General features: G+C 42.4%; 20 protein-coding genes. 11 read left to right on the top strand and 9 right to left on the bottom strand.

The window, feature by feature from the left end:
- Window positions 1–223: 223 nt before the first annotated feature.
- The 7 genes from G4420_RS20970 to G4420_RS20940 form a co-directional block, all read right to left on the bottom strand.
- A complete protein-coding gene (locus G4420_RS20970) occupies window positions 224–1,828 on the bottom strand; it encodes an amidase (protein WP_163325906.1) in 1,605 nt (534 codons plus the stop codon).
- Between the two features lie 101 nt (window positions 1,829–1,929).
- Window positions 1,930–2,913, bottom strand: coding sequence for a glycosyltransferase family 9 protein (locus tag G4420_RS20965; protein WP_163325905.1), 984 nt, complete (start codon window positions 2,911–2,913; stop codon window positions 1,930–1,932).
- Between the two features lie 112 nt (window positions 2,914–3,025).
- A complete protein-coding gene (atpC, locus tag G4420_RS20960; RefSeq protein ID WP_045025481.1) occupies window positions 3,026–3,268 on the bottom strand; it encodes an ATP synthase F1 subunit epsilon in 243 nt (80 codons plus the stop codon).
- Window positions 3,269–3,285: 17 nt separating this feature from the next.
- Window positions 3,286–4,791, bottom strand: coding sequence for a F0F1 ATP synthase subunit beta (gene atpD, locus G4420_RS20955; protein WP_163325904.1), 1,506 nt, complete (start codon window positions 4,789–4,791; stop codon window positions 3,286–3,288).
- 134 nt (window positions 4,792–4,925) lie between these two features.
- Complete coding sequence (locus G4420_RS20950) at window positions 4,926–5,909, bottom strand: polyprenyl synthetase family protein (RefSeq protein ID WP_163325903.1); 984 nt, start codon at window positions 5,907–5,909, stop codon at window positions 4,926–4,928.
- Window positions 5,909–8,311, bottom strand: coding sequence for an efflux RND transporter permease subunit (locus G4420_RS20945; RefSeq protein ID WP_163325902.1), 2,403 nt, complete (start codon window positions 8,309–8,311; stop codon window positions 5,909–5,911). The genes G4420_RS20950 and G4420_RS20945 overlap by 1 nt, the downstream gene beginning before the upstream one ends.
- 99 nt (window positions 8,312–8,410) lie before the next feature.
- Window positions 8,411–9,769, bottom strand: a complete 1,359-nt coding sequence (locus G4420_RS20940) for an outer membrane protein assembly factor BamB family protein (RefSeq protein ID WP_163325901.1) — start codon at window positions 9,767–9,769, stop codon at window positions 8,411–8,413.
- A gap of 274 nt (window positions 9,770–10,043) precedes the next feature.
- Between G4420_RS20940 and G4420_RS20935 the strand changes: the two genes are divergently transcribed.
- On the top strand, window positions 10,044–11,225 hold the full coding sequence (locus G4420_RS20935; RefSeq protein ID WP_163325900.1) for a hypothetical protein: 1,182 nt from the start codon (window positions 10,044–10,046) through the stop codon (window positions 11,223–11,225).
- Between the two features lie 316 nt (window positions 11,226–11,541).
- Here G4420_RS20935 and G4420_RS20930 read toward each other — a convergent pair whose 3' ends face one another.
- Window positions 11,542–12,243, bottom strand: coding sequence for a protein-L-isoaspartate(D-aspartate) O-methyltransferase (locus tag G4420_RS20930; RefSeq protein WP_163325899.1), 702 nt, complete (start codon window positions 12,241–12,243; stop codon window positions 11,542–11,544).
- Between the two features lie 231 nt (window positions 12,244–12,474).
- Between G4420_RS20930 and G4420_RS20925 the strand changes: the two genes are divergently transcribed.
- The 4 genes from G4420_RS20925 (at window position 12,475) to G4420_RS20910 (ending at window position 15,479) form a co-directional block, all read left to right on the top strand.
- Window positions 12,475–13,071, top strand: a complete 597-nt coding sequence (locus tag G4420_RS20925) for a YceI family protein (protein WP_163325898.1) — start codon at window positions 12,475–12,477, stop codon at window positions 13,069–13,071.
- A 50-nt stretch (window positions 13,072–13,121) separates the two neighbouring features.
- Complete coding sequence (locus G4420_RS20920; RefSeq protein ID WP_163325897.1) at window positions 13,122–14,285, top strand: porin family protein; 1,164 nt, start codon at window positions 13,122–13,124, stop codon at window positions 14,283–14,285.
- Between the two features lie 159 nt (window positions 14,286–14,444).
- Complete coding sequence (locus G4420_RS20915; RefSeq protein ID WP_163325896.1) at window positions 14,445–15,038, top strand: YceI family protein; 594 nt, start codon at window positions 14,445–14,447, stop codon at window positions 15,036–15,038.
- Between the two features lie 12 nt (window positions 15,039–15,050).
- Window positions 15,051–15,479, top strand: a complete 429-nt coding sequence (locus tag G4420_RS20910) for an RrF2 family transcriptional regulator (RefSeq protein WP_163325895.1) — start codon at window positions 15,051–15,053, stop codon at window positions 15,477–15,479.
- Window positions 15,480–15,496: 17 nt separating this feature from the next.
- Here G4420_RS20910 and G4420_RS20905 read toward each other — a convergent pair whose 3' ends face one another.
- Entirely contained in the window at window positions 15,497–16,894 is a 1,398-nt protein-coding gene (locus G4420_RS20905; protein ID WP_163325894.1) for a PQQ-dependent sugar dehydrogenase, read from the bottom strand.
- A 193-nt stretch (window positions 16,895–17,087) separates the two neighbouring features.
- Between G4420_RS20905 and G4420_RS20900 the strand changes: the two genes are divergently transcribed.
- The 6 genes from G4420_RS20900 to G4420_RS20875 all read left to right on the top strand — a co-directional run bounded on the left by G4420_RS20900 (window position 17,088) and on the right by G4420_RS20875 (window position 25,595).
- Window positions 17,088–17,867 carry an SDR family NAD(P)-dependent oxidoreductase gene (locus G4420_RS20900; RefSeq protein ID WP_163325893.1) on the top strand — a complete coding sequence of 260 codons (780 nt, stop codon included), beginning with the start codon at window positions 17,088–17,090 and terminating at the stop codon, window positions 17,865–17,867.
- A 3-nt stretch (window positions 17,868–17,870) separates the two neighbouring features.
- On the top strand, window positions 17,871–18,977 hold the full coding sequence (locus tag G4420_RS20895) for a metallophosphoesterase (RefSeq protein ID WP_163325892.1): 1,107 nt from the start codon (window positions 17,871–17,873) through the stop codon (window positions 18,975–18,977).
- Between the two features lies 1 nt (window position 18,978).
- Window positions 18,979–19,647: an NAD-dependent epimerase/dehydratase family protein gene (locus G4420_RS20890; RefSeq protein WP_163325891.1), complete on the top strand. Its 669-nt coding sequence runs from the start codon at window positions 18,979–18,981 to the stop codon at window positions 19,645–19,647.
- A 142-nt stretch (window positions 19,648–19,789) separates the two neighbouring features.
- Window positions 19,790–21,070 carry a transglutaminase-like domain-containing protein gene (locus G4420_RS20885; RefSeq protein ID WP_163325890.1) on the top strand — a complete coding sequence of 427 codons (1,281 nt, stop codon included), beginning with the start codon at window positions 19,790–19,792 and terminating at the stop codon, window positions 21,068–21,070.
- 15 nt (window positions 21,071–21,085) lie between these two features.
- The gene (locus tag G4420_RS20880) at window positions 21,086–23,011 is read left to right on the top strand and encodes a peptide-N-glycosidase F-related protein (protein ID WP_163325889.1); all 1,926 of its coding nucleotides are present in this window, start codon (window positions 21,086–21,088) and stop codon (window positions 23,009–23,011) included.
- A 214-nt stretch (window positions 23,012–23,225) separates the two neighbouring features.
- On the top strand, window positions 23,226–25,595 hold the full coding sequence (locus tag G4420_RS20875) for a GAF domain-containing protein (RefSeq protein WP_163325888.1): 2,370 nt from the start codon (window positions 23,226–23,228) through the stop codon (window positions 25,593–25,595).
- Window position 25,596: the final 1 nt, after the last annotated feature.

The raw sequence follows: 25,596 nt of genomic DNA, 5'->3' as shown, positions 1-25,596 counted from the left end.
AAAATATTTTTGCACCGTTCTTTAGAGCGGTGGTAAAAACAAAAAGAATACCTGAGATTTTTGAGGATTTTTGTAAAATAGAAAGTACAAAAATCCTCAAAAATCAAATTGGCTCAACTACATTGTAACACCGCCTTAAAAGACGGTGCAAAGAATACTAATCGCTAAAGATGATTGCTGATATCTTACGCAGGTTTTAAAACAACAAATGTGAAGAAGAGTTTTATCCCATCAACGATTTTTTGAAATCCGGAGCCTTCCGGTGTTTGGTAACTTGCTCGAAAGCATAGGCAATCTCAAGCAAAACAGGCTCGCTCCAGGCCCGGCCAAAGAATGATAGACCGATCGGCAAACCTTCAACAAATCCCATGGGCACCGAAATATTCGGATAGCCGGATATAGCAGCCGGCGAAGAACTACCACCGGTAAAACTGTCGCCATTTACCCAGTCGATACTCCAGGTTGGACCATTTGTTGGTGCGATTAACGCATCCAGATTATGGGCATCCATCAAGGCATCAATTCCTTCTTTCCCGGCAAAACGTTTCGAATCGGCCAGCGCTTGCAGGTATTCTTCCGAATTCAAATCGCCTTTTGCCTCTGCCTCTTCAAAAATCTCCTGCCCAAACCAGGGCATCTCTTTATCGGCATTGGCCTTGTTAAACTCTATCAGTTCCGCCAGCGATTTTCTTGGCGCAGAAGAATGTTCCTGCAGGTATTTATTCAGGTCCGCTTTAAATTCATAAAGCAGCACTTCGTAAGATGGGTTCCCCCATTTCCGGTTCGTTTCAAATTTCACATCTTCAACCAACTCTGCACCGCTTTTCTGCATCGCCTGAACGGCATTTTTCATTAATTCCTTCACCTTCTCATGCGACGGTACCATTTGGACTGCAATTCCAATTCGTTTTCCTTGTAATCCATTCAATTTCAGAAAAGGAGTATAATCATTGTAAATTTTACCTTGTTTCAAATGTGTTTCCGCGTCATCAGCATCAAACTCAGCCAAAGCCCCCAATAAAATAGCGGCATCAGTAACATTTCGGGCCATGGGTCCGGCTGTATCCTGGCTGTGCGCAATCGGGATAATTCCCTGGCGGCTCCACATACCCAGAGTAGGTTTAATGCCCACTATCCCGTTAATTCCCGACGGACAAACAATAGAGCCATTGGTTTCGGTACCAATACCAATAGTGCAGAGGTTACCCGAAACAGCTGCCCCGGTGCCCGAGCTGGAACCACACGGACTACGATCGAGACAAAACGGATTTCGCACTTGTCCACCACGTCCGCTCCAACCGCTCGATGAATTGTTGGACCGGAAATTTGCCCACTCGCTAAGGTTGGTTTTTCCCAGCAATACCGCTCCGGCTTCGCGCAATTTTTTTACGATAAATGCATCCTTTTCCACCACATTACCCTCCAATGCCAGCGATCCGGCGGTGGTTTGCATTTTATCGCCCGTGTCAATATTATCTTTAATCATCAACGGAATTCCGTGTAAAGGGCCACGAACGTCTCCGTTTTGTCGTTCCTCATCCAGCTTTCTGGCAATATCCAAAGCATCCGGGTTAAGCTCAATTACCGACTTTAAATGCGGATCGACCAACGCGATACGATCAAGGAATTTTTGACAGATACTCTCAGCCGTCAGCTCTCCGGATTCCATTTTTTGCTGAAGCTCCTTTGCCGATGTCTCATTTAAATCAAATGCTGCCAGATCAGCTTCTCCCTGCACAGCAGACTCTTGCACACAAGCAGTTACACCACCTAAAGCCACAACAGAACCACCCAGGGCTGTTGTTTTAAAAAAGGAACGACGTTTCATATATTACAGATTAAGAGATTTTCAGATATGAGTATTGAGACATGAGATTAAAAATACGAATTATATTTGATCGGAATAAAACGAAACAACCTTCCAGTAGTTCAGAAATTAGTGTTGATCCAGTCAACAGCCTTTTCAATATCAATGTCTTCCATACATTTAAAATGCTTTTTAGGGCATTTCTGGTGGCCAAGCTTGGAACAGGGACGGCACCTCAAGTCGTTTACCTGCATTATTTCCGATGACTCGCCGGGCTGGTAGGGTGTCATTCCAAACTCCGGAATGGTGTTTCCCCAAAACGAATAGATATTCTTTTTAAAAGCCGCTGCAATATGCATTAATCCCGTGTCGTTAGTCAACACGAGGCGCGAATCGCGTAATAATGAAGCCGATTGGTTAAGTGATATTTTTCCGGCAAAATTCAGCACATTGCCTTTCGACTGCGAAAGTACCTTTTCACCTTCATCGTATTCATTTTTACCGCCCAGCAAAATTACAGGATATGGAATCTTCTGACAGATCTCGCTGACTTTATGAACGGGTAGTTTTTTAGTAAAATAAGTGCCGGCGATTACAAACGCCACATAACCATTCTGAAAAGACTCGGGCAAATCATTCTGCTTAAACGAAGTTGTTTCATCGATAAAATAATCAAGCCCTTTGTTATCATTTTTTACATCAAAAACCGAAGCCGTTTCCAGGTACCGATCCACGATGTGCACATCGGGCAAGCGGTTCATCTTTAAACGAATCATCAGAAACTTCTCCCAATTGATTTTATTCACCGCAAACGACTGCATTTTTAGGCGGCGTTTTAATTTGTTGCTTCTGAAATTGTTATGAAGATCGATAATATAATCGTAGTTTTCTTTTGCCAATTCGTGAATCAGCATCCCCATATTATCCTCGAGAAAATGAACCTTATCGATATGCGGATTGGAATAAACCAGACAGGCAAACTTCTTTTTGGTAACAAAATGTACCTCTGCATTCTCCACTTGCTGCTTCAAACCACGTACAACCGGCGTTGTAAGAACAATATCGCCAATGGAGCTAAAACGTATTACGAGAAATTTGACCTTCATTTTTTACAAAGTATCTAAGATATCATAATTTTGGAGAACTCGAATTGGTGACACAAAAAATCCCCGCAGAAGATTTCTACGGGGACTCTTTAACTATCTTATCTTTATTGCACTAAGTTGATTCAACCAATACAATAATTTTATTTGCCTTATTTTCAATTACACCTCCGTCAACTTCAAAATGCTGCTCTTCGCCACTTTTTTCTATAATTTTCAGCACACCTTTTTCGAGTGTTGAAATAATTGGCGCATGGTTTTTAAGTATTTCAAAGCCACCTTTGCTTCCCGGAAGTTGAATGAGTTTTACTTCCCCTTCAAAAACTTTTTTATCCGGTGTAATTATTTCTAAATGCATGGTTTTCCTTTCTGATTTTAGTTATCAGCTAACAATTTTTCACCTTTTTCGATGGCCTCCTCAATAGTACCAACAAGGTTAAATGCAGCTTCAGGATATTTGTCTACCTCGCCGTTCATAATCATTCTGAAACCTTTTATGGTATCTTCAATCGAAACCAGTTTTCCTTCCAACCCGGTAAATGCCGAAGCAACAAAGAACGGCTGCGAAAGGAAACGCTGAACACGACGTGCACGGTGAACTACCAACTTGTCTTCTTCCGAAAGTTCGTCCATACCCAGAATGGCGATAATATCCTGCAATTCGGTGTAACGCTGTAGCAACATAATCACATCTTGTGCGCAGCTATAATGCTCATCGCCAACAATTTCAGGAGTAAGAATCCGTGAAGAAGAATCGAGCGGGTCAACCGCAGGATAAATACCCAACTCAGCAATTTTACGACTTAATACCGTTGTTGCATCCAGGTGAGCAAATGTTGTTGCCGGCGCAGGGTCGGTCAAGTCATCAGCAGGCACATAAACCGCCTGTACCGATGTAATCGAACCATTTTTTGTAGACGTAATCCGTTCCTGCATAACCCCCATTTCGGTAGCCAGCGTTGGCTGGTAACCTACTGCCGATGGCATACGACCCAGCAGTGCCGAAGTTTCAGCACCCGCTTGCGTAAAACGGAAAATATTGTCGACGAAGAAAAGAATATCACGACCACTTCCGGCAGAACCGTCGCCATCGCGCAAACTTTCAGCAATTGTTAATCCTGAAAGTGCTACACGGGCACGTGCACCCGGTGGCTCATTCATCTGACCAAATACCATGGCCAGCTTCGATTTTTTCAGTCGCTCCGGATCAACCTTCGAAAGGTCCCAGCTACCTTCTTCCATCGATTTCTTGAATTCTTCACCGTAATCCACGATGTTTGCTTCAATCATCTCGCGAAGCAGGTCGTTTCCTTCACGGGTACGTTCTCCAACACCGGCAAATACCGATAATCCCGAGTGTGCCAGTGCAATGTTGTTGATCAGCTCCTGGATCAATACGGTTTTTCCAACACCGGCACCACCAAACAAACCAATTTTACCACCTTTTGCATAAGGCTCAATCAGGTCGATTACCTTAATACCCGTGTATAAAACTTCGGTTTCAGTGGTTAAATCTTCGTATTTCGGTGGTTCGTTATGAATGTGCAAACCTTCTTTTGGTAATTGCTCCAATCCGTCAACCGAATCGCCTACTACATTCAACAAACGACCCAATGCAATCTCTCCTTTTGGCATGGTAATAGGCTTACCCAAAGCATGTACCGCGGTACCACGTTGCAAGCCATCGGTTGAATCCATTGCTACACAACGAATGGTGTTTTCACCAACGTGTTGCTGACACTCTATTATTAAACTTTCTTTGCCTTCGCGGGGAATTTCCAATGCATCGTAAATAGATGGAAGTTCACTGCCTTCACTATCGAAATTAACATCTACTACAGGTCCGATAACCTGTAATATTTTTCCTATGCTCTGAGCCATATTGGATTAGATTTAAGTCCGGTTTAACCCGTTTTTCGTTAAAATTTTATAGACCCAACAAATTTAGCATTGTTTTGTTTTTATGCAAGATTGGAATTCGCTTTTGTAATTATATTTAACCTGATGAGTGTCCTCTAATGCTTACGTGTAAGCATTTTGTGCGCAAGGTTTCGAAGTGGCTGTTTTACAACATCCTGCACATCCAAATCATCTAAAATACGGATAGCACTGTTAAAAAAGTCATTTACCTTTTCTTCGGCAATGTTTTTTACTCCAATGGATTGATACAATCCGGTAACAGCGGCTATTTTTTCTTTGGGATCAAAGTCCTCTTTTTCGATCCAGCCTATTAGCGCTGTTTTCTCATTTTCTGATGCTTTTGCCAGGGCGTTAATCAGCAGGAAAGTTTTTTTATTGGCCAGAATATCACCACCAATTTGTTTTCCAAAAACGGCCTGATCGCCAAAAGTATCCAACAAATCATCCTGCAACTGGAACGCCAATCCCAGGTTTATGCCAAAATCGTAAAGCTGGTTTGCAAGGTTTTCGGGAGCATTGGCTAAAAGTGCTCCCACCTTTAAACTGCATGCCAACAAAACAGCCGTTTTTAAGCGGATCATTTCCAGGTATTCCGCTTCGGAAACATTCATTCGCTGTTCAAAATCCATATCGAATTGCTGGCCTTCGCAAACTTCTATAGCGGTTTTACTGAATACTTCCAGTACTTCGGGCAGTGTTTCCGAGCGTTGTTCGAGGATATACCGATACGACTGAAAAGCCATTGCATCTCCGGATAAAATAGCTGCATTTTCATTGAACTGCTTATGAACGGTCGGGCGGCTTCTGCGCACATCCGCTTTGTCCATAATATCATCGTGAAGCAGCGTAAAATTGTGGAAGACTTCAATACCAACAGCTGCCGGAATTGCCTGCTCAACAGTTTCGGAAAACATATTGCAGGCCAGCAAAACCAACACCGGACGTAAACGTTTTCCGCCCATATCGAGCGAATATTTTATGGGCGCATACAATTCAACCGGTTGATTACTGAGCAGTTCTTTCGAGCGCTTTTCAATTTCGGCACTCATTCTGTTTTGAAGTTCTTCTACGGTGTACATCAGTTTCCCAGATTTAATTCGTCATCAGGAACAATTTCCAGATCATCGAGTTCAATATCTTCTTCTTCATCGTAAATATGAAGTAGTGGTTCCTTAAAGGCTTCAGTGGTTGTAATGCGCTCAAGTCCCGACAATAACGATGGCAACAATATCAGGTTTGATGTTACGGCAACCAACAATGTTAACGAAACCAGAATTCCCATGGCCTGCGTTCCTCCAAAATTTGAAATGGTAAAAATTCCGAATCCAAAGAACAGCACGACCGAAGTATACAACATACTAACTCCGGTTTCTTTTAATGCAATTACAACCGATTTCCGGATGTCCCAGTTGGTCATATTCAGCTCCTGTCGGTACTTGGCCAAAAAGTGAATCGTATTATCAACCGATATACCAAAGGCGATACTAAATACCAGAATGGTTGACGCCTTTATCGGAATTCCGGTAAATCCCATCACTGCCGCGGTGAAAATAAGCGGAATAATGTTTGGCGTAAGTGATAAAATCACCATTCTCCACGAAGAGAACATAATGGCCATAAATGTGGAAATCAACAAAATAGCCAGCCCCAAACTCGAAAAAAGGTTCTTTAATAAATACTGGTTTCCTTTAAAAGCTATAATACTTGATCCGCTAACGGTTACATCGTATTTATCGGACGTAAAAATCGAGTCGATATCGGCATTAAACTGCGTATACAATTCTTCCATTCGTTTTGTGCCCACGTCTTTAACACGGATGCTGATTCGGGTAATTTGTCGCGTGCTGTCCATAAACGAATGTAACAATCCGGCATTCTCCTCGCCCGTTGCTGCATATTGAAGGATAAAGTTCTTCTCGCGGTTATTGGGCAGACTGTAATAGCGCTCGTGGCCATTGTAAAACGCCTGTTTGGCAAACTTAAGCAGGTTAAGCAAGGAAATTGATGCCGACAGTTCTGGATATTCGGCCAGGCGTTCTTCCAACTGCTCTATTTTTTGGAAAGTGCTTAACTGCATAACACCCTGCGGCTTTTTGGTGTCGACCATAATTTCCAAAGGCATCAGTCCGTTAAAGTTGCTTTCAAAAAATTTCAGATCGACATAAACCGGATCATCTTCCGGGATATCATCGAGCATATAACCCGAACTTTTCATTAGGGTAATTCCGTAAATGCTTACCACAATTATACCGATAGTTGCAAAGTAAACCACCTGCCGGTAATTTTGGGTAATGTGCATTAGTTTACGGATTATCGAAGTCACAAGCTTACTATCGAGGTGGCCAACGTGGCGCGATGATGGCGCTCCGATAAAACTGAATATAATTGGAATAAGCAGCAGCGAAAGAATAAAAAGCCCCAGAATATTCAACGAGGCGATGATACCAAACTGCCGCAAAATATCACTCTTTACAATAATAAAAGTGGCAAATCCCGAAGCCGTGGTAAGGTTGGTTAAAAAGGTAGCGTTACCAATTTTAATGATCACACGTTGCAGCGCCTTTATTTTATTTCCGTGGCTAACGTATTCGTGATGGAATTTATTCAGCATGTAAATACTGTTCGGAATTCCAATAACGATTAACAAAGGCGGAATCATTCCGGATAACAGGGTGATTTTGTAGCCAAACAGCGACAACATTCCCATGGCCCAGATAACCCCAACAATTACAATAAGCACCGGAACAAAAACGGCTTTAAACGAACGGAAGAACAGGAACAGTACCACGATACAAATTAACAGCGCCAGCACACTGAACATGTACAGCTCGCGCTTAATTTTTACCGAGTTTACTACCCTGATGTAAGGCACCCCCGAGTAATGAAGCTTTACATCTTCTTTCTGCTCGAAATTATGGCAAACCTCCTGAATTCCGGCAACCAGGTCTTCGCGCTCCTTGCTTGCCATTTTATCCTTGTTTACCGTAATAGCCAGCAGGTAGGTGTCGGTTTCGTCGTTATAAACCAGTTTACGGTAAAAAGGCAGCCGTTTAAATTCGGCCACATAGGTATCCAATTCCTCCTGACTGGTAATCGTATCAGGAAAGGTATTTACAACTTCAAACCTTTTTTCGTCCTTGTTTTTTTCAAGGTTGTAGGTGTTTGATACTGAAAGCAGATTTTCAACGCCATCCACCGTTTTCAAATCATCACACAGCGATTTCCATGCATTAAAATGATCGAGGCGAAAAAAGTTCGTGTCCTGCACTCCAACAATGATCAGGTTCCCCTCCTGACCAAATATTTTCACAAAATTCTGATAATCTTTATAGGCTTGATCTTTCTTTGGCAACAATGAAGCATACTCATACGACATCTCCACTTTTCGGGCATGATAGCCCAGAAAAATGGTAATAACAGCCAAAACTGAAAGAAAGAGGATTCGATTCCTAAGGATTAGTCTGGATAGTTTAATCCACATGTCTAAATTTCTAAATAAGCGACGAAAGTATACAAATTCCTGAGTTTTGAAAAATGCTTCAATCCAAGGTTAAGCGAATTTAAAACTTTTTAAAATTCATCATTCCATTTCAGAAATGGCGATGAGATTTTTGGCCGTTCTGATCAAAAGGTAACCCTCGGTTATAGCCGGTGTCGACATAACCGTCTGTTCCAGTTTATTCGTTGCTAAAAGTTCATATTCCGGACCCGCTTTTACCGAATACACATTACCGTCGTTATCAACAATATACACTATTCCGTCGGCAGCCACCGGCGATGATGTATAACTGTTCCCTTCACCTACTTTTTCTGAGTACATCTCCTCTCCTGTTTCGGCATTGTAGCAGGTCAGCCGCCCGTTCCAACGTGCGTTGTACAGGTAACCACCATACAACAACATGGTTCCCATGTATGAGCCACCACGTAGTTTTGCCCATTTTACAAATTCATTCGAAGTTGCCCGTTCATCCAGTGTAATGTCGCCCACCGCATTTTTCTGAATGGCATAAACCGGCGAAACCTTGCCGTGGGCGCTGTTAAAATAAATATAATCGTTGCCAATAACCGGCGACGGTACCGGAATATCGCCTCCTCCTGACATTCGCCATATTTCTTCACCGGTTTTAAAATCGTAACCTCCCCGGTGTTTATATCCGTTCACCACCACGATGTCCTTTTCTCCATCCGAATAAATATTTGGAGTTGACCAGCCGGGATATTCGTCGCGATTCTGTTTCCAAAGCTCGTCACCGCTTTTAATATCGTAAGCTGCCACAAACGATTTCTCCTGCACATCGCACTGAATGAGCACAACATTTTTATAGATCAGTGGCGAACTTGAAAATTCCCATTCGGCTTCCTTCACCAAAAAGAAAGACGATTTTAGCACTCCAAAATCTTTCGACCACTGCAGTTTTCCATCCATATCGTAACAGTACAATCCTTCCGATCCGAAAAAAGCCACCACAAATTCTCCGTTTGTGGCCGGCGTACAATTGGCGTGTGACGACATGGGATGACGTTTTTGCTCCGGGATGCCAGTATACGAGGTTTTTTCCCACTCGATCTCTCCAGAATGTTTATTCACACAATACACCCGCCAATAATGAATCGAACTATCGGGCACTGAACCTATCGATCCGTAAATACCGGTTTTTACATCACCCTCATCTTGCTCACTAAGTGCTGTGGTTACAAAAACCTTATCGCCCCAAACAATCGGGCACGAATGCCCCAGGCCGGGAATAGCGGTTTGCCAGGCAATATTTTTATTGGTAGCGGAATCCCACGTTTCAGGCAGGTTGGCATTATCCAGATAGCCGGAAATAGATTTTCCACGATACATACTCCATTGCCTCGACGGATCGATTTGCTGCGCCAACGCCGACAAATAAAAAAATGCTGTAAATAAGGTGAGAAACGATTTGATTTTCAACATGTGAATAGATTTTACTTTTGCTAATTTAATGAAAGTTGACCGTTCTCAAAACACTGATTTCTAATTTTTCCGGCGTGCATTTTAATCTCTCCTAACCATAGAACAATTTATCATTCACAATCGAAAAGAAAATACGTAGTCACTTGTGCATAATCTGCTGAAACCCCTAATAAGCATTTTGGGTATAAAGACATGAAACCAAAATATTGGAAAACAAGTTACCCATTGCTTGCAATTGATGTATTCCATATAAAACCAATCGACAACTAATAACATGCAAAAAACATTGATTTACACCATCGTTTTTTACTTTGCCGGCCTGATATCAACGCTTGCGCAAATACCCGAACCTCAGTGGCAAAAACAATCGGGTGCCAGGGGCTGCGACTTTTATACTGATATTATAGAAGACGCCAACAAAGGTTACGCGGTTACCGGAGCGGTTAAAGTTGCCGGGCACTCCTTTGATTTTCAACTAATTCGTTTTGACGAAAATGGCGACACACTTTGGACGAAAATTATTGGTACCGAAAAAAACGAGATCCCGAAACGTCTTACACAGCTCACCGATAAAAGCTACGTTCTGTTGGGTACTTCATCAGAGGGAGAAACGAAAAGTTGCCATTTGGTGCGGCTGGATGAAAACGGAACAAAATTATGGGAAAAGACATTAGATGCTGAATACCTGTCGGTTGAAGACATTATTTCGCTGCCCGAAAACCGCTTTGCCATTGCCGGCTCGAAAAGCGAAAACCCTGACGATCCGAAAATTTTAATGGCCACACTGAATGAAAATGGCGAGATAACAATGGAACGATTATTTATGACCAACATGTCGGGGTGTGCGCGGGCAATAAAACGACTTCCCGACGGCGATTATGCCCTCGCGGCCCAGGTTAGCGAAATCGGCAAAAATAATTGCGACATTGTTGCCATACGTATTAGTTATCTGGGGAAAGCAAAATGGTATTCGTGGATTAAAACACCCGACCAAAAAGTGTGGCCCGAATGTATTTGCTGCTCTCCCGACAGTGCTTTTATGATTGTTGGCTGGAACGGAAAATGTTTAAGCGACATCAACTCCGCCGATCCCATTTTTGATTACGACCTGGTTTTGAACAAGATCGACGCAAGCGGCGAAATTTTGTGGACCAAAAGTGTCGACCGCGAAGGTTCGGAAGGCGGCAACGCCCTTACAATTCGCCCCGATGGCACTTTTATGGTAGCCGGAATAAAAGCCACATCGTTCCTCGGAAATGTTGGGCCCTGGTTATTAAATATCGATCCGGATGGTAACGAACTAAACGAGAAACTACTAAACCTGCATTTTAACAACGATAACGCATCGCGAATTATAAACAGTTCCGACGGTGGTTTTGTAGTAATCGGCCCGGGATTACAAGAAGAAACCAACACCCGAAGTGATGGCTGGATTATAAAATTTGGTGCTTTGTAGCAACCGGTACCAGAATGCTGGAATTGGGAATGATGAGTAGTTGAATGATGATTAACGAATTAAGATTGCAGAACCAGAAAAGTAAACAGTTTTCAGTCACAGTTTTCAGTTTTACAATTTGGCAATAGAACCATTTAAAAGTAGTATCGTGAATGAGTTATTTAGTGAATGAGGAAGAGAAGTTTGCGTCAAGGGGAGTAAAGTTCTCAGTTTTCAGTCGCAGTTTTCAGTTTTACAATTTATCAGTAGAACAATTTAACAGAAGACACAAAACCAAATGCTTTCTATGTGTCTATTGTGGTTCAGTTCTTCGTATTTAATATTTCTCACCCTGCTCATCAAGCATGGGCACAAAACGCACAGGCAGCACATCTTTCTTTCTCATCTTTCCATTCTTTTTTTGCAGAAGTACCAGCTTTTGGATGTTACCGGATCCAACCGGAATGATCATCCTCCCTCCTTCAGCCAACTGCGCTTGCAAAGGTTCGGGCACATGCGATGGCGAACAGGTAACTATTATAGCATCAAAAGGTGCCTTTTCGGGCCACCCCAAATAACCGTCGCCAACCTTGCTGAATATATTGGTGTATTCCAGCTTCCGAAAAATTTTTGTTGCCGATTTGTTTAACTCCTCAAAAAGTTCGATGGTATAAACCGAATCGCACAATTGGGCTAAAATAGCTGCCTGATAACCCGATCCGGTTCCAATTTCCAAAACACGGTCCGTTCTCTGAAGTTCCAAAACCTCGGTCATATAGGCAACTATGTAGGGTTGCGAAATGGTTTGCCCCTCGTTTATCGGCAAAGGACCATCGGCATAAGCCCATTTCATATACTCGGGTAAAACAAATTCGTGCCGCGGAACTTGTAAAAATGCATCCAAAACCAACTCGTTGCCAATTCCCCGGTTTTTTAACTGCGATTCCACCATTTTCCGGCGCTCATTTAAAAATGCATCGTTTTGCGAACTACATTCCACTGCTGCAATTAAACCAAAAATTAAAATCAAAACCCTCATCACATTATCTATTTACCACAGCTTCAATTTATTAACGAATGGGGTGAATTAAGGTTACTTCAGCACGGACAATCCTGCATGTTTTGAAATGTAAACTAAACATTAAGAAGAGGCTATTTTTTTAGCAAAAATTAACAAATCTGACTTTAGTCATGATTCACGAAATATTTCTTTATTTATATTTGCCCTACTTATTCGATAGGACATATAGTTTTAGTAGTTATGAAAAAAATGAAAACGTACAACAAATTGATTATAAGCCTATTTGCCTTTCTTCTGGCAAGTAACTTATCAGTAGCTCAAGTAAGCTACGAAGAAAATGAGAGCAACAGTAAACTAATGGTTACCGGAACTTCATCGATTCACGACTGGGAAATGGCCATTGAAGATTACGACTGTTTGGTGTCGGCTTCGGCAGATGAAAATCAGCAAATTTCAATCGAATCCATCAAATTTTCGTGTTTAGCTGAGAGCATTACAAGCGATAACAAAATTATGGATAACAAAGCGCACAAAGCGCTCGATTCTGATGACCATCCGAAGATTAGTTTTAGTGCCGACGCAACTGTATCGGCAACAACCAACTCGCTTACCAAAACCAAAGGGAAACTTCAGATTGCAGGTAAGGAAAAAGAAGTTGAGCTTGAGTTTACGGTAGCTGAAGCTAAAGACGATCAGTTTAAAGTTAGCGGAAAGATTTCGGTAAAAATGAGCGATTTTGGCATTGAACCGCCAACTGCAATGATGGGAACGCTAAAAACCGGCGACGAAGTGTTTATTCATTTCGACATTGTTCTCCAAAACATGCAAACCAGCAACGCAAATTAACACCACACCACATATTTTATTGATTTATAACCATTTAAAATTTAATTAGAATGAAAAAGTTAGCATTATTATTAACAGTCTTCATGATTGGATCTGTGGCTTACGGACAATTTGAAAAAGCCAAACTTGATCCTACGACTTTCGAAAATGTGAAAGTTAAAGTTGGAGGCGATTTTGCTATTCAGTTACAGTCACTCGATCATGAAGCTGATGTGGAATTGATCGACCTGAAACATAACTTCAATTTACCAACTGCGAACCTGAGCATTACAACTGATTTGGCTCCGGGTATTCAGCTGTTCATCAACAACTACATGTCGTCGCGTCACCATAACGAGGCCTGGGTTGAAGGTGGATACCTGATCATTGATTACATGCCTTTCCTGAAAGGTAGTGAGAAACTGATGCAATACCTGACTATTAAAGCAGGTGTTATGATGCCGGATTACGGTGATGCACACTATTTCCGCAGTAACAACGGTAATGTAATTAACAACCCGTTTGTGGGTAACTGGATTATGGATGCTTTCACAAGCAACCCTGGAATGGAATTCATGTTCAGAAAAGACGGTTTTATTGCAGTTGCCGGTGTAAACAACGGACGTATGAACTACGGACGTGGTAACGACATTGGCGAAGACCTTGCCTATAACTGGAAACTGGCGTACGACAAAAACATTAACGATGATTTACGCGTTCGTGCTTCATTTTCTGGGTTCCACGCTCCTGACGGACATAGCGGTGCTTACCTTTGGGATGGCGACCGTGCCGGTGCACGTTACTACAACGTAATGCAAACAGCTGCAGCCGAAGGCGACAATTTCCGTTCAGGACGATGGAGCCCTGGTAGTGGACAAACAAAACTGAACAGCTACATGGCTAACGTATTCCTGCAGTACAAAGGACTTGAAGTATTCGGAGTTTACGAAACAATGAATGGCATAAGAAAAGGTGCTGACCAGGATTTTACACAAACAGCAATTCAGGCATTATACCGCATCGGAAGTTTCTACGTTGGAACACGTTATAACCACGTTTCTGATGGTCTTGACTCAGAAGTTAACCGCACCAACATTGGCGGTGGCTGGTTTATGACCGAAAACGTAGTTGTTAAACTTGACTATGTGAATCAAAAATATGATGGACCTGCTCATGGAGATATTGATGGGGGAAAATTTAATGGCATGGTGTTAGAAGCAGCCATTTCATTTTAATTTGGACAGTTAGTACAGAAAAGATGGAATGCCCGGGTTATTGCGGGCATTCCTCAATTTCTTACATGAAACGAACAGATACGAAGGTTACACCCCAATAAATAACCAAAACAAATGAAGCACATACTATAAGCTCTGCAAACAAACCATTCGAATAGTATGAAAAAAACATTGCTGAAATATTACTTTTTATCGCTTTTCCTGACTTTCTCAATCGTTGGGGCTTCGGCCTCGGATAAGCCAAATGGCAAGACGCCTGAAAATTGCAGCAATTTTGTTCTTATCCAGGGCTCGTCAAACATCAACCGTTTCGAATTTATTCATGAAGCGCCCCGCCTGGTAGGCAACGAACAGCAATCCGACCGCCTGACCTGGCAACAGGAGGTTATTGTTCCGGTAAAAGAATTTACAGGCAGTAACCAACACATGCGCAAAGATTTTCTGGAATTGTTAAAAGCCACAGAATATCCTGTTATACAAATTGATATTGAACCCAAAAACGAAAAAGCAATTACCGGTCCTGTCGAAAAAAGGAATCTGAATGCAACAATAACACTTGCCGGGCACACACACGAGTATGTTGTGCCATGCAAAATAAGCGCGTGCGATTCTTCTGAGATACTGATAAAAGGATCGTTAAAAGTCAACTTAACTGATTTTAATATTGAGCCGCCTAAAAAAGTATTAGGAACCATCAAAGTGAATGATGAAGTTTTTATTACATTTGCTTTTAAACAAGAGTTCGAAGAATAAAAACCAAAAACCTTGAAATTTAGCACGAAAACGAGATATGGTGTGCGGGCTATTCTTGAAATAGCTCAGAGCGATCCTGAAATCGGAATCTATCAGAAAGATATTTCTGCTAACCAGAACATTTCGTACAAGTATCTCGACCACATTATAAATTCGCTAAAAGTTGCAGGCCTGGTAAGCAAAGCCGGCGGACGACGCAGTGGCTATATTTTAACCCGCAAACCCGAGGAAATTACCATTTACGATATTCATAATGCATTTGAGCCCGGTATTTGTGTTGTCGATTGTCTGTCGCATAACTACACCTGCAAACGACAGGGTATTTGCGCATCCCAGGGTTTTTGGGGCGAACTGAACAACCAGATCATTAAATACCTGAAAGCAACAACAATTGCCGACCTGATGAACAACCAGGAAAAACTCGATGATATTGTTAGTTAAAGCGAACTATTATCTTCTTACTGTGGAGTTAATTTAATCACAGTTCCCGGATTATTCAGCACCACGTAAATAGCACCCTCCGGCCCAGTTGACACATCGCGAACTCGTCCCTGATTTTTTACAATTACTTCCTCATGAATAACATTATCACCTTCTATTTGAAGTAAACGCACCTCTTCGTATTTTAAAGCGCCAACCAGCAACTTGTTTTTCCACTTACTAAAAAGATCTCCCCGATAAAAATCAAGTCCGCAAACTGCGATAGATGGTCGCCAATATAAATTGGGCTGTTCCATGTCAGGCCGGTGCGTTTCTTCGGTTATAATCGTTCCGTTGTAGTTTTTGCCATAGGTAATGGTTTCCCAACCGTAGTTTTTCCCCGACTCTATCCGGTTCAATTCGTCGCCGCCCAAGGGGCCATGTTCGGTTGTCCAAAGCTCTCCGGTTTCCGGATGTATGGCCATTCCCTGGATGTTTCGGTTTCCCAGCGAAAACAACGATTTCATTGCGCCTTCCTCGTTAACAAATGGATTATCTTCCGGTATACTTCCGTCTTTGTAAATACGATGTACTTTCCCGTTTGGCAGCGTAAAATCCTGCGCCTGGTAACCGGCACCGCGGTCGCCTATGGCAAAAAACAAATGGCCTTGCGGATCGAAAACAATACGACAACCATAGTGGTGGCGTGTGGTTCGGTAGGTATCATGCGGAGCTTCAAACAACACTTCCTCGCTGGTCCAGCTGTTATTTTCAATTTTTCCACGAACAATACGCGTCATTGCAGGTGGCCTGTTTCCATCGTAACCGCTTGTTAATACATGACTGTAGGCAAGATAAACCCAGCCATTTTCTTTAAAGTCGGAATCAACTGCAACATCCATCAAACCACCCTGCCCCTGGTTTAATACTTCTGGCGTATTTTTTACCGGCTCATCAAGCAATATTCCATTCTTCACTATTCGCAGCCTTCCCGGGCGTTCCGTAATTAAAGCTGTATTTCTATCCATAAAATCAATTGCCCACGGAACTTCCAGTCCTTCGGCAAAAATTTCTACATCCATTTTATAATCTATCGTTTCCATTTCTTTGGCAATCGGTGGTTTTTTGGCCCCGACCTTATTCTCCGACTCGCGGATATACGAAATGATGGCATTAATATCTCCATCACTGAGCGTTGCTTCGTATGAGGGCATTCCCAGATGCGGAATTCCAAATTTTATATTTCGGAAGACGTAACCATTCTCGGCACCAAACTGCCAGATTCCGTCAACCAAACTTGTCGCATTTCCGCCACCCAAATTGGCACCATGGCACGAAGCACAGTTTTGACCATACAGCAGTGCGCCATCCTGAGCGTTTACGGTAAGCGATAAAGAGAGAATTAAAATTGTACAAAGTGCGAATGTTGTTTTCATATTTGTCGATTTAGATCTTTTTAAAACCTTAATAAGTTAAGAAAAATCAACCTTTTTTGTTCATTCATATTCAGTAATTTAAATTAACATTTATTAAGACATATTCTTAATATGACCAGGATTTTTCAGACCTTTATCGTTGTTATACAGAAAACTTTAAACGTTCATTAAATAGATAAAAAATAAAAAGCAGATGAAGAATGTTGCATTAATAACCGGTGCCTCTACCGGAATTGGCCGGGAGCTGGCCCACATACATGCCGAAAAAGGCGGCGACCTGGTAATTGTTGCCCGAAGCAAAGACAAGCTGGAAGCACTAAAAAAGGAACTGGAAACTAAACACGGCATAAAGGTTTATGTGATTGCGAAAGATTTAGGTTTGCCCGAATCACCAAAAGAAGTGTACGATGAAATTAAAAAGGCAGGCATCGAAACAGAGATCCTGATTAATAACGCCGGTTTTGGAGGTGTTGGCGTTTTTCACGAACTCGATTACGAACGACACATGGCCATGATTAACCTGAATGTTACTTCGCTAACCGCCATGACCCGCTTATTCCTGCCCGATTTTGTAGCGCGCAACTCCGGGAAAATACTAAACACCTCATCAACGGCCAGTTTAATGCCCGGCCCCTTGCAAGCGGTTTATTTTGCTACAAAAGCTTATGTTACTTCTTTCAGTAATGCCCTTTCAGCAGAGCTTGCCGATACCAATGTTACCGTTACCAACCTGATGCCCGGTGCCACCGAAACCGAATTTGGCGCCTCATCGGGGATGGACAAAACAGCGATGTTCAAAAAAACAGCAAGCGCGCGTAAAGTTGCCGAAGCCGGCTATAACGCGATGCTAAAAGGAAAAATCGACGTAGTGTCGGGATTAACAACAGCACAAAAAATAATGATCTCGGGAATTCCGTTTATGCCGAAAAAGCTTCTTTTAAAAACCGTAAAAAGCATGCAACAACCCAAATAGGCTATGAAACAAATTATTCCCTGGTTAATATTTATTGTTTTTATCGCATTTCTGGTTGGAGCGAATATGTATCTGGCTAAACGATTTTCGTTCTATTTTGAATTGCCAACAACGCGTTACCTTTATATAACTTTTGGTGCCTTAACCGTATTTATGATTGCCGGTATTGCCACAACCACCAATACGCAGGCGGCTTTTGGTAATATAATCTACATTGCGGCATCGATAGTAATGGGCTTTTTACTTTATCTGTTACTTTCGGTTGCAGTTGTCGATCTGGTAAATATTTTTACAAAATCAGTTCCCCGTTTGCTGGGAATCTCCGCCCTTTCGCTGGCTGTTTTTGTTACTGCTGCCGGAATTGTTAACGCACAGTACCGAAGGATTAGCGAAGTAGAAATTCCGATGAAAGGGCTAACGGGCGAAATTAAGGTTGCTCATCTCTCCGATGTTCATATCGGGCATTTCTGGGGGCCAAAAACACTGCAAAAAATAGTAGACAAAACCAACGCCCAACACCCGGATGTGGTATTTATTACCGGCGACCTTTTTGATGGAAAAATCCGCTTAAACAGCAAAAGTCTGGAGCCGTTAAAACAAATGAATGCGCCGGTTTATTTTATCGAAGGAAACCACGATGGTTATTTGGGCGCCAAAGAAGTGAAAGATAATCTGCGTGAATTTGGCGTCACCGTTTTGGAAAACGAGGTGACCCATTTTAACCAGATTCAAATTATTGGTCTTGATCACATGCGGGCTGATAACAGCCAACAGGAAATTCCTGAAAGAAGGAAGCGGCCAAGCATCCGTTCCGTTTTGGACGAACTAAACCTTTTCCCCGGAAAACCAACTGTTTTGCTGCATCACAGCCCCGATGGAATTGAGTTTGCCAATCAACATGGTGTTGACCTATACCTGGCCGGGCACACACACAACGGTCAGTTATTCCCGTTTAATTTTGTTGTGAGCATGGTTTACAAATACAACAAAGGACTGGGCGATTATAAAGGAACCCGCATTTATACCTCGCAGGGAGTGGGCACTTTTGGCCCGCCAATGCGCGTAGGGACCAAAAGCGAAATCGTAATTTTGAAACTAAAACCCGAATAATATGAATGTCATTATTACCGGTGCCACCGGAATGGTAGGAAAAGGTGTTTTACTCGAATGTCTCGATCATGAAGCGGTTGAAAAGGTTTTGGTAATCGGAAGAAATCCGGTTGATATTTCACACCCGAAACTGGAAGAACTCATTCACAACGATTTTTCCAATTTTTCAACGGTAGAAGCCCAACTTGCCGGTTACGACGCCTGTTTCCTGTGTATGGGAATCAGTTCAATGGGAATGAAGGAAAACGATTTCAAAAAGATCACTTATGACTATACGCTTTCGCTGGCAAGGGAATTGTTCCCGCTCAACCCGGAAATGACAATCACTTATGTTTCGGGCGAAGGGACAGATTCCTCAGAAAAAGGCAGAGTAATGTGGGCGCGTGTAAAAGGCCGAACCGAAAACGATTTGATCAAACTGGGATTTAAACAAGCCTTTATGTTTCGCCCGGGATTTATCATTCCCTTGCGCGGAATACAATCAAGAACCAAGGCCTACCAGTTTGTCTACGATTATTTTATGTGGCTGGTACGTTTGTTCAAAGCCGTGGCACCAAACGCTGTGGTAGACACCACGCAGCTGGGAAAAGCAATGATCAACTGCACATTGTATGGCTACAACGCTGTAATTATTAAACCAAAAGACATTATTCAACTGGCTGAGAAATAAAAATCGGCTCATTTTCGCTTCATTTCTGTGATAATATCCTCTTTTTAAAGTAAAAGCAGGATTGGTTTATTTCATTCGTACTAGGTAAATAATTTTTTTTACTAGCTTTACTGCATTATTAAAATATTTTAATAATTATAAAATGAACAAACTTTATCTCATTGGCATTCTACTGCTGTTTACGTGGTCGTGCACAACCAACTACCCCAACGTTCCTCAACAGTATCATTCGCTTTTAGACTCAGCGCTGATTAAAGCCGGCGACAATGCTCCCGAAATGGAAAAAGCTTTGGCAGAATCGGCGAAAGAACAAAAAGAAGGTATGGCATTTCTGATCAGTTACATGCCGGAACGTGATCTTTCCACATTAACGGCCGACTTTCTGCTCGAAAATGTAGATTATACCTACAAAGCCCGCGAGAAATACCGCTGGTGTGCCAAACTCCCGGATTCTGTGTTTTTTAACGAGGTACTTCCATACGCCAACGTTTCGGAGGATCGCGATGTATGGCGAAAAGACTTTTACGAACGTTTTGCCAAGTACGCCGACAATTCAGACAACATGGTTGAGGCAATTATGTCGGTTGCCCGCAATATAAAAGACGAAGTGGATGTGGAATACAACACCAAACGTTCGCGGGTTGATATCAGCCCTTTGCAAGCCATGAAAGAACACATGGCCACATGCACAGGTTTGTCGATTTTGCTTACAGATGCCTACCGCGCTGTTGGAATTCCTTCGCGCCTTGCCGGTACCGCTATGTGGACCAATTATAAAGGAAACCACACCTGGAGCGAAGTCTGGATTGATGGCGAGTGGCAGTTTATTGAATATTATCCTGATACCCTGAATCAATCGTGGTTTGTTGCCGACGCGGGAAAAGCCGATCCCAACAACATGCTGCACTGGATTTACGCTGCGTCGTACAAACCAACCGGAATGCCTTACTATGCAGCAGTTGACGCCCCTTACATTATGCAGGTGGTTGATACGAATAAACTGCCCGAGCAAATGCGGCCACGATTCGAAGAAATGAAAAATGAGGCAACACCTGAACCTTACATTTGGGGTCATAACGTAACACAACGCTACATCGACATTTACCAGGAATCCATAAAAAACAGTAAACTGAATGACGACGAATTGATGGCCAATATCGTTGTTTTTGCTGATGAAGATACTTCTGTAAGTGAATCCCGATTGAGTTGCCGCGTTGACGTTTTTGAAGGCGATAAAAATATCAACTTTGGTTATTCGCCACGAAAAACCGACGATATGAACCAGTTCCTTCAGTTAAAATTGAAGAAGGAATCCAACTACCGGTTTGTGGTTTCCAATCCTGAGAAACAGATCAAACAAGAATTTACTTTAGCTACAGAAAGCGCATCTACACAAGATATTCAACTTATATTAACTAACTAGTTCAGCTAACAATCCATGAAGAAACTAATTGTATTTCTAACGCTACTAATTGCAGCTCAGCACTTGCTGGCACAAACCACAAACGTGGTTACCCACAACAAAGTCCTTATTAATACCGATCAGTCGCAAGGCGTTAAAAGTTTTGTAAAGTGGGGCGAGTTTCCTTCAGCTGACAAAGAAATCAGGAGAATCGTTTTGAACCTGACACTTGCCTATCCGGAAGATCGCGCCATTGCCCACTGGGATTATATGGACCGCGTGAAGATTTTGCGAAAAGGAGGCGTTAACGGCGAAATGATCGACTACGAAATTGGCCGTATGCTAACTCCGTACGGAAGTAATTTTAAAGAAGGCTGGAGTTACACCTGGAGTATTGATGTTAGCGACTTTCAGGCTTTTTTGCGCGACAGTGTAGAGATTGAATACATTCACTCGGGTTACGAATCTCCTGATTTGGGTTGGGATTTAACCCTTGATTTCGACATTACTTTTGGCCCGCAGGTAGCCGATTTTATTTCTGTTGAAAAAATGTGGGACGGCAATTTTCGATACGGCGACCCGGAAGATCCTATCGAAAAACAGCTTTCGCCCAAAACGGTTACTACCGCAGAAAATGCCGATTTTGCCCGTTTTCGTATTCAGCATACCGGACACGGAATGGACGAGCCTAGCGGTTGCAGCGAATTTTGCAGCCGTTGGCGCGAGTTAAAGTTCGACGGAGAAGTGGTGGATCACCGCAACATGTGGAAAGACTGTGGCAATAATCCGCTGTATCCGCAGGGCGGAACATGGATTTTCGACCGTGCTTACTGGTGCCCCGGCGATTTACAGGTACCCGATGTGGTTGATATTCCCCTGACAAAAGGAAGCCACGAACTCGACCTCGATATGGAACCGTTTACGGCCGTTAACAAAGATCAACCCCGAGAGCAAATCACTTCGTACCTGTTCCAATATGCCGCACCAAATAACGAAAACGATGTGGCCATTGAAGAGATTATTGCACCAAACCGGAAAGACAATTACAACCGTTTTAATCCTCGCGGTTTCAGTCCGCTCATAAAAATACGAAACCCGGGTAGCCGCGATTTAAAAAAGCTCAAGATCATTTATTCAACAAAAGGATTTGAAGAGAAAACCTATCAATGGAAGGGAAACCTTGGTTTTTATGAAGCTGCTATTATTTCACTTCCGGGAGAAATTGATATGAAGGAAGGTTTAAATACCTTTTCGGTAATTCTGGAAGAACCCAATGGCAAAGAAGACGAATGGGACGGCGATAACAATATGAATGTTGAATTTGAAAGCATTCCGACAATCCCGTCGAAATTTGTGGTAGAATTTATGACCAACAACAAACCCGAAGACAACTGGGTACATGTTGTTAACAGCAGCTACGACACTGTTTATTCCAAAACACCGGAAATGCTCGATTCGGCCACAACTTACATCGATACTCTTGAATTGGAAGAAGGCAACTATTTCCTGAATTTGGTTGATACTGCGGGCGAAGGACTGGAGTTTTGGTTTCTGGCCGATGCCGGTTACGGGCGTTTGCGCTTAAAAGACACCGAAGGAAACCTCATTCATTTATTTGAAAGCGACTGCGGAAACGGACAGTTTTATGCCTTTAAAACCGACAACGATTTTAAGGTAGACACCACAATTTCACACCTGTCGGTAAATATTTACCCACGCATGGTAAAAGATTACGCCACCATTTATACCACCACCAACAAACCATCAACACTAAAAGTGCGCATTACAAAAGATGGCGAATACGTTGAAACACATGAGTACACCAACATTAAAGATGCTCAAACCGGTGTTGACCTGCGGCATTTGCAGGATGGACGTTATGTGATGGAGATATATGTTGATGGTGAACACAAAATGAACAGGCGTTTTAACAAGGTTCCACAAAGCGGCTTCAGAAATTAACGATCTGAAAAATTTATTCGCGCAAAACTTGTCGCATTCAGCGCTGGGAAACAGGCAATTGGAGTATTATTCCGATTGCCTGTTTTTTTATTGCCGTATTTTTGCTCCGTAAACCAACATGAAATTGCAGGCAACAGAACCTTCACAAGTAGTAAAACGTTATTCTTCTCGAAAGCATTTAGAACAATATATTCATCCTACTCAAATCAACCCGATGAAAACAGAAAAACAGATTAATTGCCCATTCTCTCAACTCCCCTTTCGTTCAGTACTTAGTTTTGAACTACTTATAAAGGATATCGAGCGAATCGGATTGATGACCAATCACCCGATGAAAGATCTGGCAAAAAGCACGCTAAATGCTTTGAACAGGGTTCCTGAGCTAAAAAAGCCAATACGCAACACCACCCTGCTTGATGAAAACAAGGATCTGGTGAATCAATTGATGGCGTTTGTTATAAATCCGTTGCGCCACCAAAACAGTATGGAAGCCTGTACTGCACCGTTTGGGCAAGAACCATTTTTTGCCACCGAGTTAATGAATAACAGCCTTAGTTGTTCACATAAATTACTTGAAATTGCCAAAGGGGGCGAGCAGGATCTTTCACTGATTTCTAAATTGTATCAAGCTTATCTGTTGATACTCGAGAAATTTTACAACTATAAAATCGACGTCGATCTTCCTTTCACTTATCGGCTTACCGACACAAAAGAAGGCTACATTAAGTACATCCGAAAACAAGTAACAACCGATTATGTACAAGTACGTGAATTAAAAAAGCACATAAAACTTTCATTGGAAGACATTACCAAACTGCTGGATAACACCGAGGATCTGGAGTTGTGGAACGAGATAATTCCCTTGGAGAATTTTGAATTTTCGGGCTTGATTCATTTCAACCTGATTGATATTACGCAGGATTTTGTGATTTCGCAACTGAAAACCGATTTGCTTGACAAAAAAACCATTGAAACAAACGAAGGTTTTGAAGTGCTGCAAAAACGGATGCGTGCCTTGTTCGACAATCCAAAGTTAAAATTTGGAATGGCAGTGGCGCCCGATGAAGATGCAAACATGAATCTGAACCTCATTTGGGATACCATTATTCCCCGTTCGCAGCTAAAATGCGATCAGTATCTGGGCACAATCTATGAACAGGCGTTCAGAGAAAACCGCATCATCAACACACCCGATCTTACAAAATTACCACAGGATGTTGTTATTCAGAATTTGCTGGATGCGGGCATCAGAAGCCTGGCAATTGTTCCGCTGTTTATCGACAAAACTCCGGTTGGAATGCTGGAGTTTGCCTGTACAAAACCAAACAGCATAAGTATGATGCAAGTAAAGCGACTTTACGATGTATTCCCCACTTTTGCGCTGGCCCTGAAACGATCGAAAGAAGAATGGAACGACAAAATCAGAGCGGTTATACAGGATCAGTTCACGGCTATTCACCCCACTGTTGAGTGGCGTTTTCGCGAAGCGGTTGGTCACTTTCTTTCTGAAAATAAGAACGGTGGGAAAACGGCGGTTGAATCGATTGTTTTCAACGATGTGGTACCTATTTACGGCGCTTCCGATGTACGTGGTTCGTCACTCGAACGCAACCTGGCTATCCGGGCCGACCTCTCGGAGCAACTAAAACATGCACGTGAAATTCTGGACTATGCCCGCCAAATAAAGGAAATGCCATTGCTTGATGATCTCTGTTTTAACATCCAACAAAATATCGACACGGTGCAAAATGGACTAAAAGCTGGGGATGAAGTTGTTCTTATTGAATTTCTGACAAAAGAAGTTGATCCGTTTTTACGCTTGCTGAAAGAACGTTTTTCAGAACTTGAAGAACCGGTAACAGACTATTTTAATTCGCTTGACCCGCACCTGAATGTAGTGTACAAAAAGCGGAAAGAATTTGAGGAAAGCCTTACGCTGATTAACCAAGAGGTTAGTGAAATAATTGAAACCGAGCAGGTGAAAGCTCAGAAAGTTTTTCCGCATTATTTTGAAAAATACCGTACCGATGGCATTGAATACAACGCTTATATTGGTCAGTCGCTGGTAAAAGGATTAGCGTATAACGACATTTATTTGAAGAATATTCGCTTGTGGCAACTGCTTGTAAAAGTTAAAATTGCGCGTAGGATAACATTGCTGCAACCCCGGCTGGCAACAAAACTTGATGTTACACAACTTATCCTGGTTCATTCCAATCCGCTGAGTATTGCTTTCAGGCAGGACGAGAAAAAGTTTGACGTGGCAGGTGCCTACAACATACGTTACGAGATTACCAAAAAACGCATTGATAAAGCGCGGATTAAAGGCTCCAAAGAAAGGGTAACCCAACCGGGAAAAATTGCTGTTATTTACTCGCATGCCGATGAAATAAGAGATTACAAAAAGTACATCGACTACATGATCGCAAAGGGCTTACTAACCAACAACATTGAAGATGTGGAACTGGAAGACTTGGCAGGAGCATCGGGATTACGGGCACTGCGCGTTGAAGTTAATCTCAGCGACTTAACACCAAACCAAATAGAAAACTCAGAAATTGCCCAAGTTGTAAGCGGAAATTAAA

The organism is Draconibacterium mangrovi (assembly GCF_010586825.1).
GTDB lineage: Bacteria > Bacteroidota > Bacteroidia > Bacteroidales > Prolixibacteraceae > Draconibacterium > Draconibacterium mangrovi.
Note: the sequence above shows the minus strand (reverse complement) of the source record. Positions and strands in the feature narration are given on the sequence as shown.

Coding starts and splice junctions, on each gene's coding strand:
- G4420_RS20885 (WP_163325890.1), top strand. CDS start 19,790: ATGAACAAACTTTATCTCATTGGCATTCTACTGCTGTTTACGTGGTCG.
- G4420_RS20900 (WP_163325893.1), top strand. CDS start 17,088: ATGAAGAATGTTGCATTAATAACCGGTGCCTCTACCGGAATTGGCCGG.
- G4420_RS20895 (WP_163325892.1), top strand. CDS start 17,871: ATGAAACAAATTATTCCCTGGTTAATATTTATTGTTTTTATCGCATTT.
- G4420_RS20890 (WP_163325891.1), top strand. CDS start 18,979: ATGAATGTCATTATTACCGGTGCCACCGGAATGGTAGGAAAAGGTGTT.
- G4420_RS20940 (WP_163325901.1), bottom strand. CDS start 9,769: ATGTTGAAAATCAAATCGTTTCTCACCTTATTTACAGCATTTTTTTAT.
- G4420_RS20945 (WP_163325902.1), bottom strand. CDS start 8,311: ATGTGGATTAAACTATCCAGACTAATCCTTAGGAATCGAATCCTCTTT.
- G4420_RS20915 (WP_163325896.1), top strand. CDS start 14,445: ATGAAAAAAACATTGCTGAAATATTACTTTTTATCGCTTTTCCTGACT.
- G4420_RS20925 (WP_163325898.1), top strand. CDS start 12,475: ATGAAAACGTACAACAAATTGATTATAAGCCTATTTGCCTTTCTTCTG.
- G4420_RS20905 (WP_163325894.1), bottom strand. CDS start 16,894: ATGAAAACAACATTCGCACTTTGTACAATTTTAATTCTCTCTTTATCG.
- G4420_RS20950 (WP_163325903.1), bottom strand. CDS start 5,909: ATGTACACCGTAGAAGAACTTCAAAACAGAATGAGTGCCGAAATTGAA.
- atpC (WP_045025481.1), bottom strand. CDS start 3,268: ATGCATTTAGAAATAATTACACCGGATAAAAAAGTTTTTGAAGGGGAA.
- G4420_RS20920 (WP_163325897.1), top strand. CDS start 13,122: ATGAAAAAGTTAGCATTATTATTAACAGTCTTCATGATTGGATCTGTG.
- G4420_RS20965 (WP_163325905.1), bottom strand. CDS start 2,913: ATGAAGGTCAAATTTCTCGTAATACGTTTTAGCTCCATTGGCGATATT.
- G4420_RS20880 (WP_163325889.1), top strand. CDS start 21,086: ATGAAGAAACTAATTGTATTTCTAACGCTACTAATTGCAGCTCAGCAC.
- G4420_RS20875 (WP_163325888.1), top strand. CDS start 23,226: ATGAAAACAGAAAAACAGATTAATTGCCCATTCTCTCAACTCCCCTTT.
- atpD (WP_163325904.1), bottom strand. CDS start 4,791: ATGGCTCAGAGCATAGGAAAAATATTACAGGTTATCGGACCTGTAGTA.
- G4420_RS20935 (WP_163325900.1), top strand. CDS start 10,044: ATGCAAAAAACATTGATTTACACCATCGTTTTTTACTTTGCCGGCCTG.
- G4420_RS20970 (WP_163325906.1), bottom strand. CDS start 1,828: ATGAAACGTCGTTCCTTTTTTAAAACAACAGCCCTGGGTGGTTCTGTT.
- G4420_RS20930 (WP_163325899.1), bottom strand. CDS start 12,243: ATGAGGGTTTTGATTTTAATTTTTGGTTTAATTGCAGCAGTGGAATGT.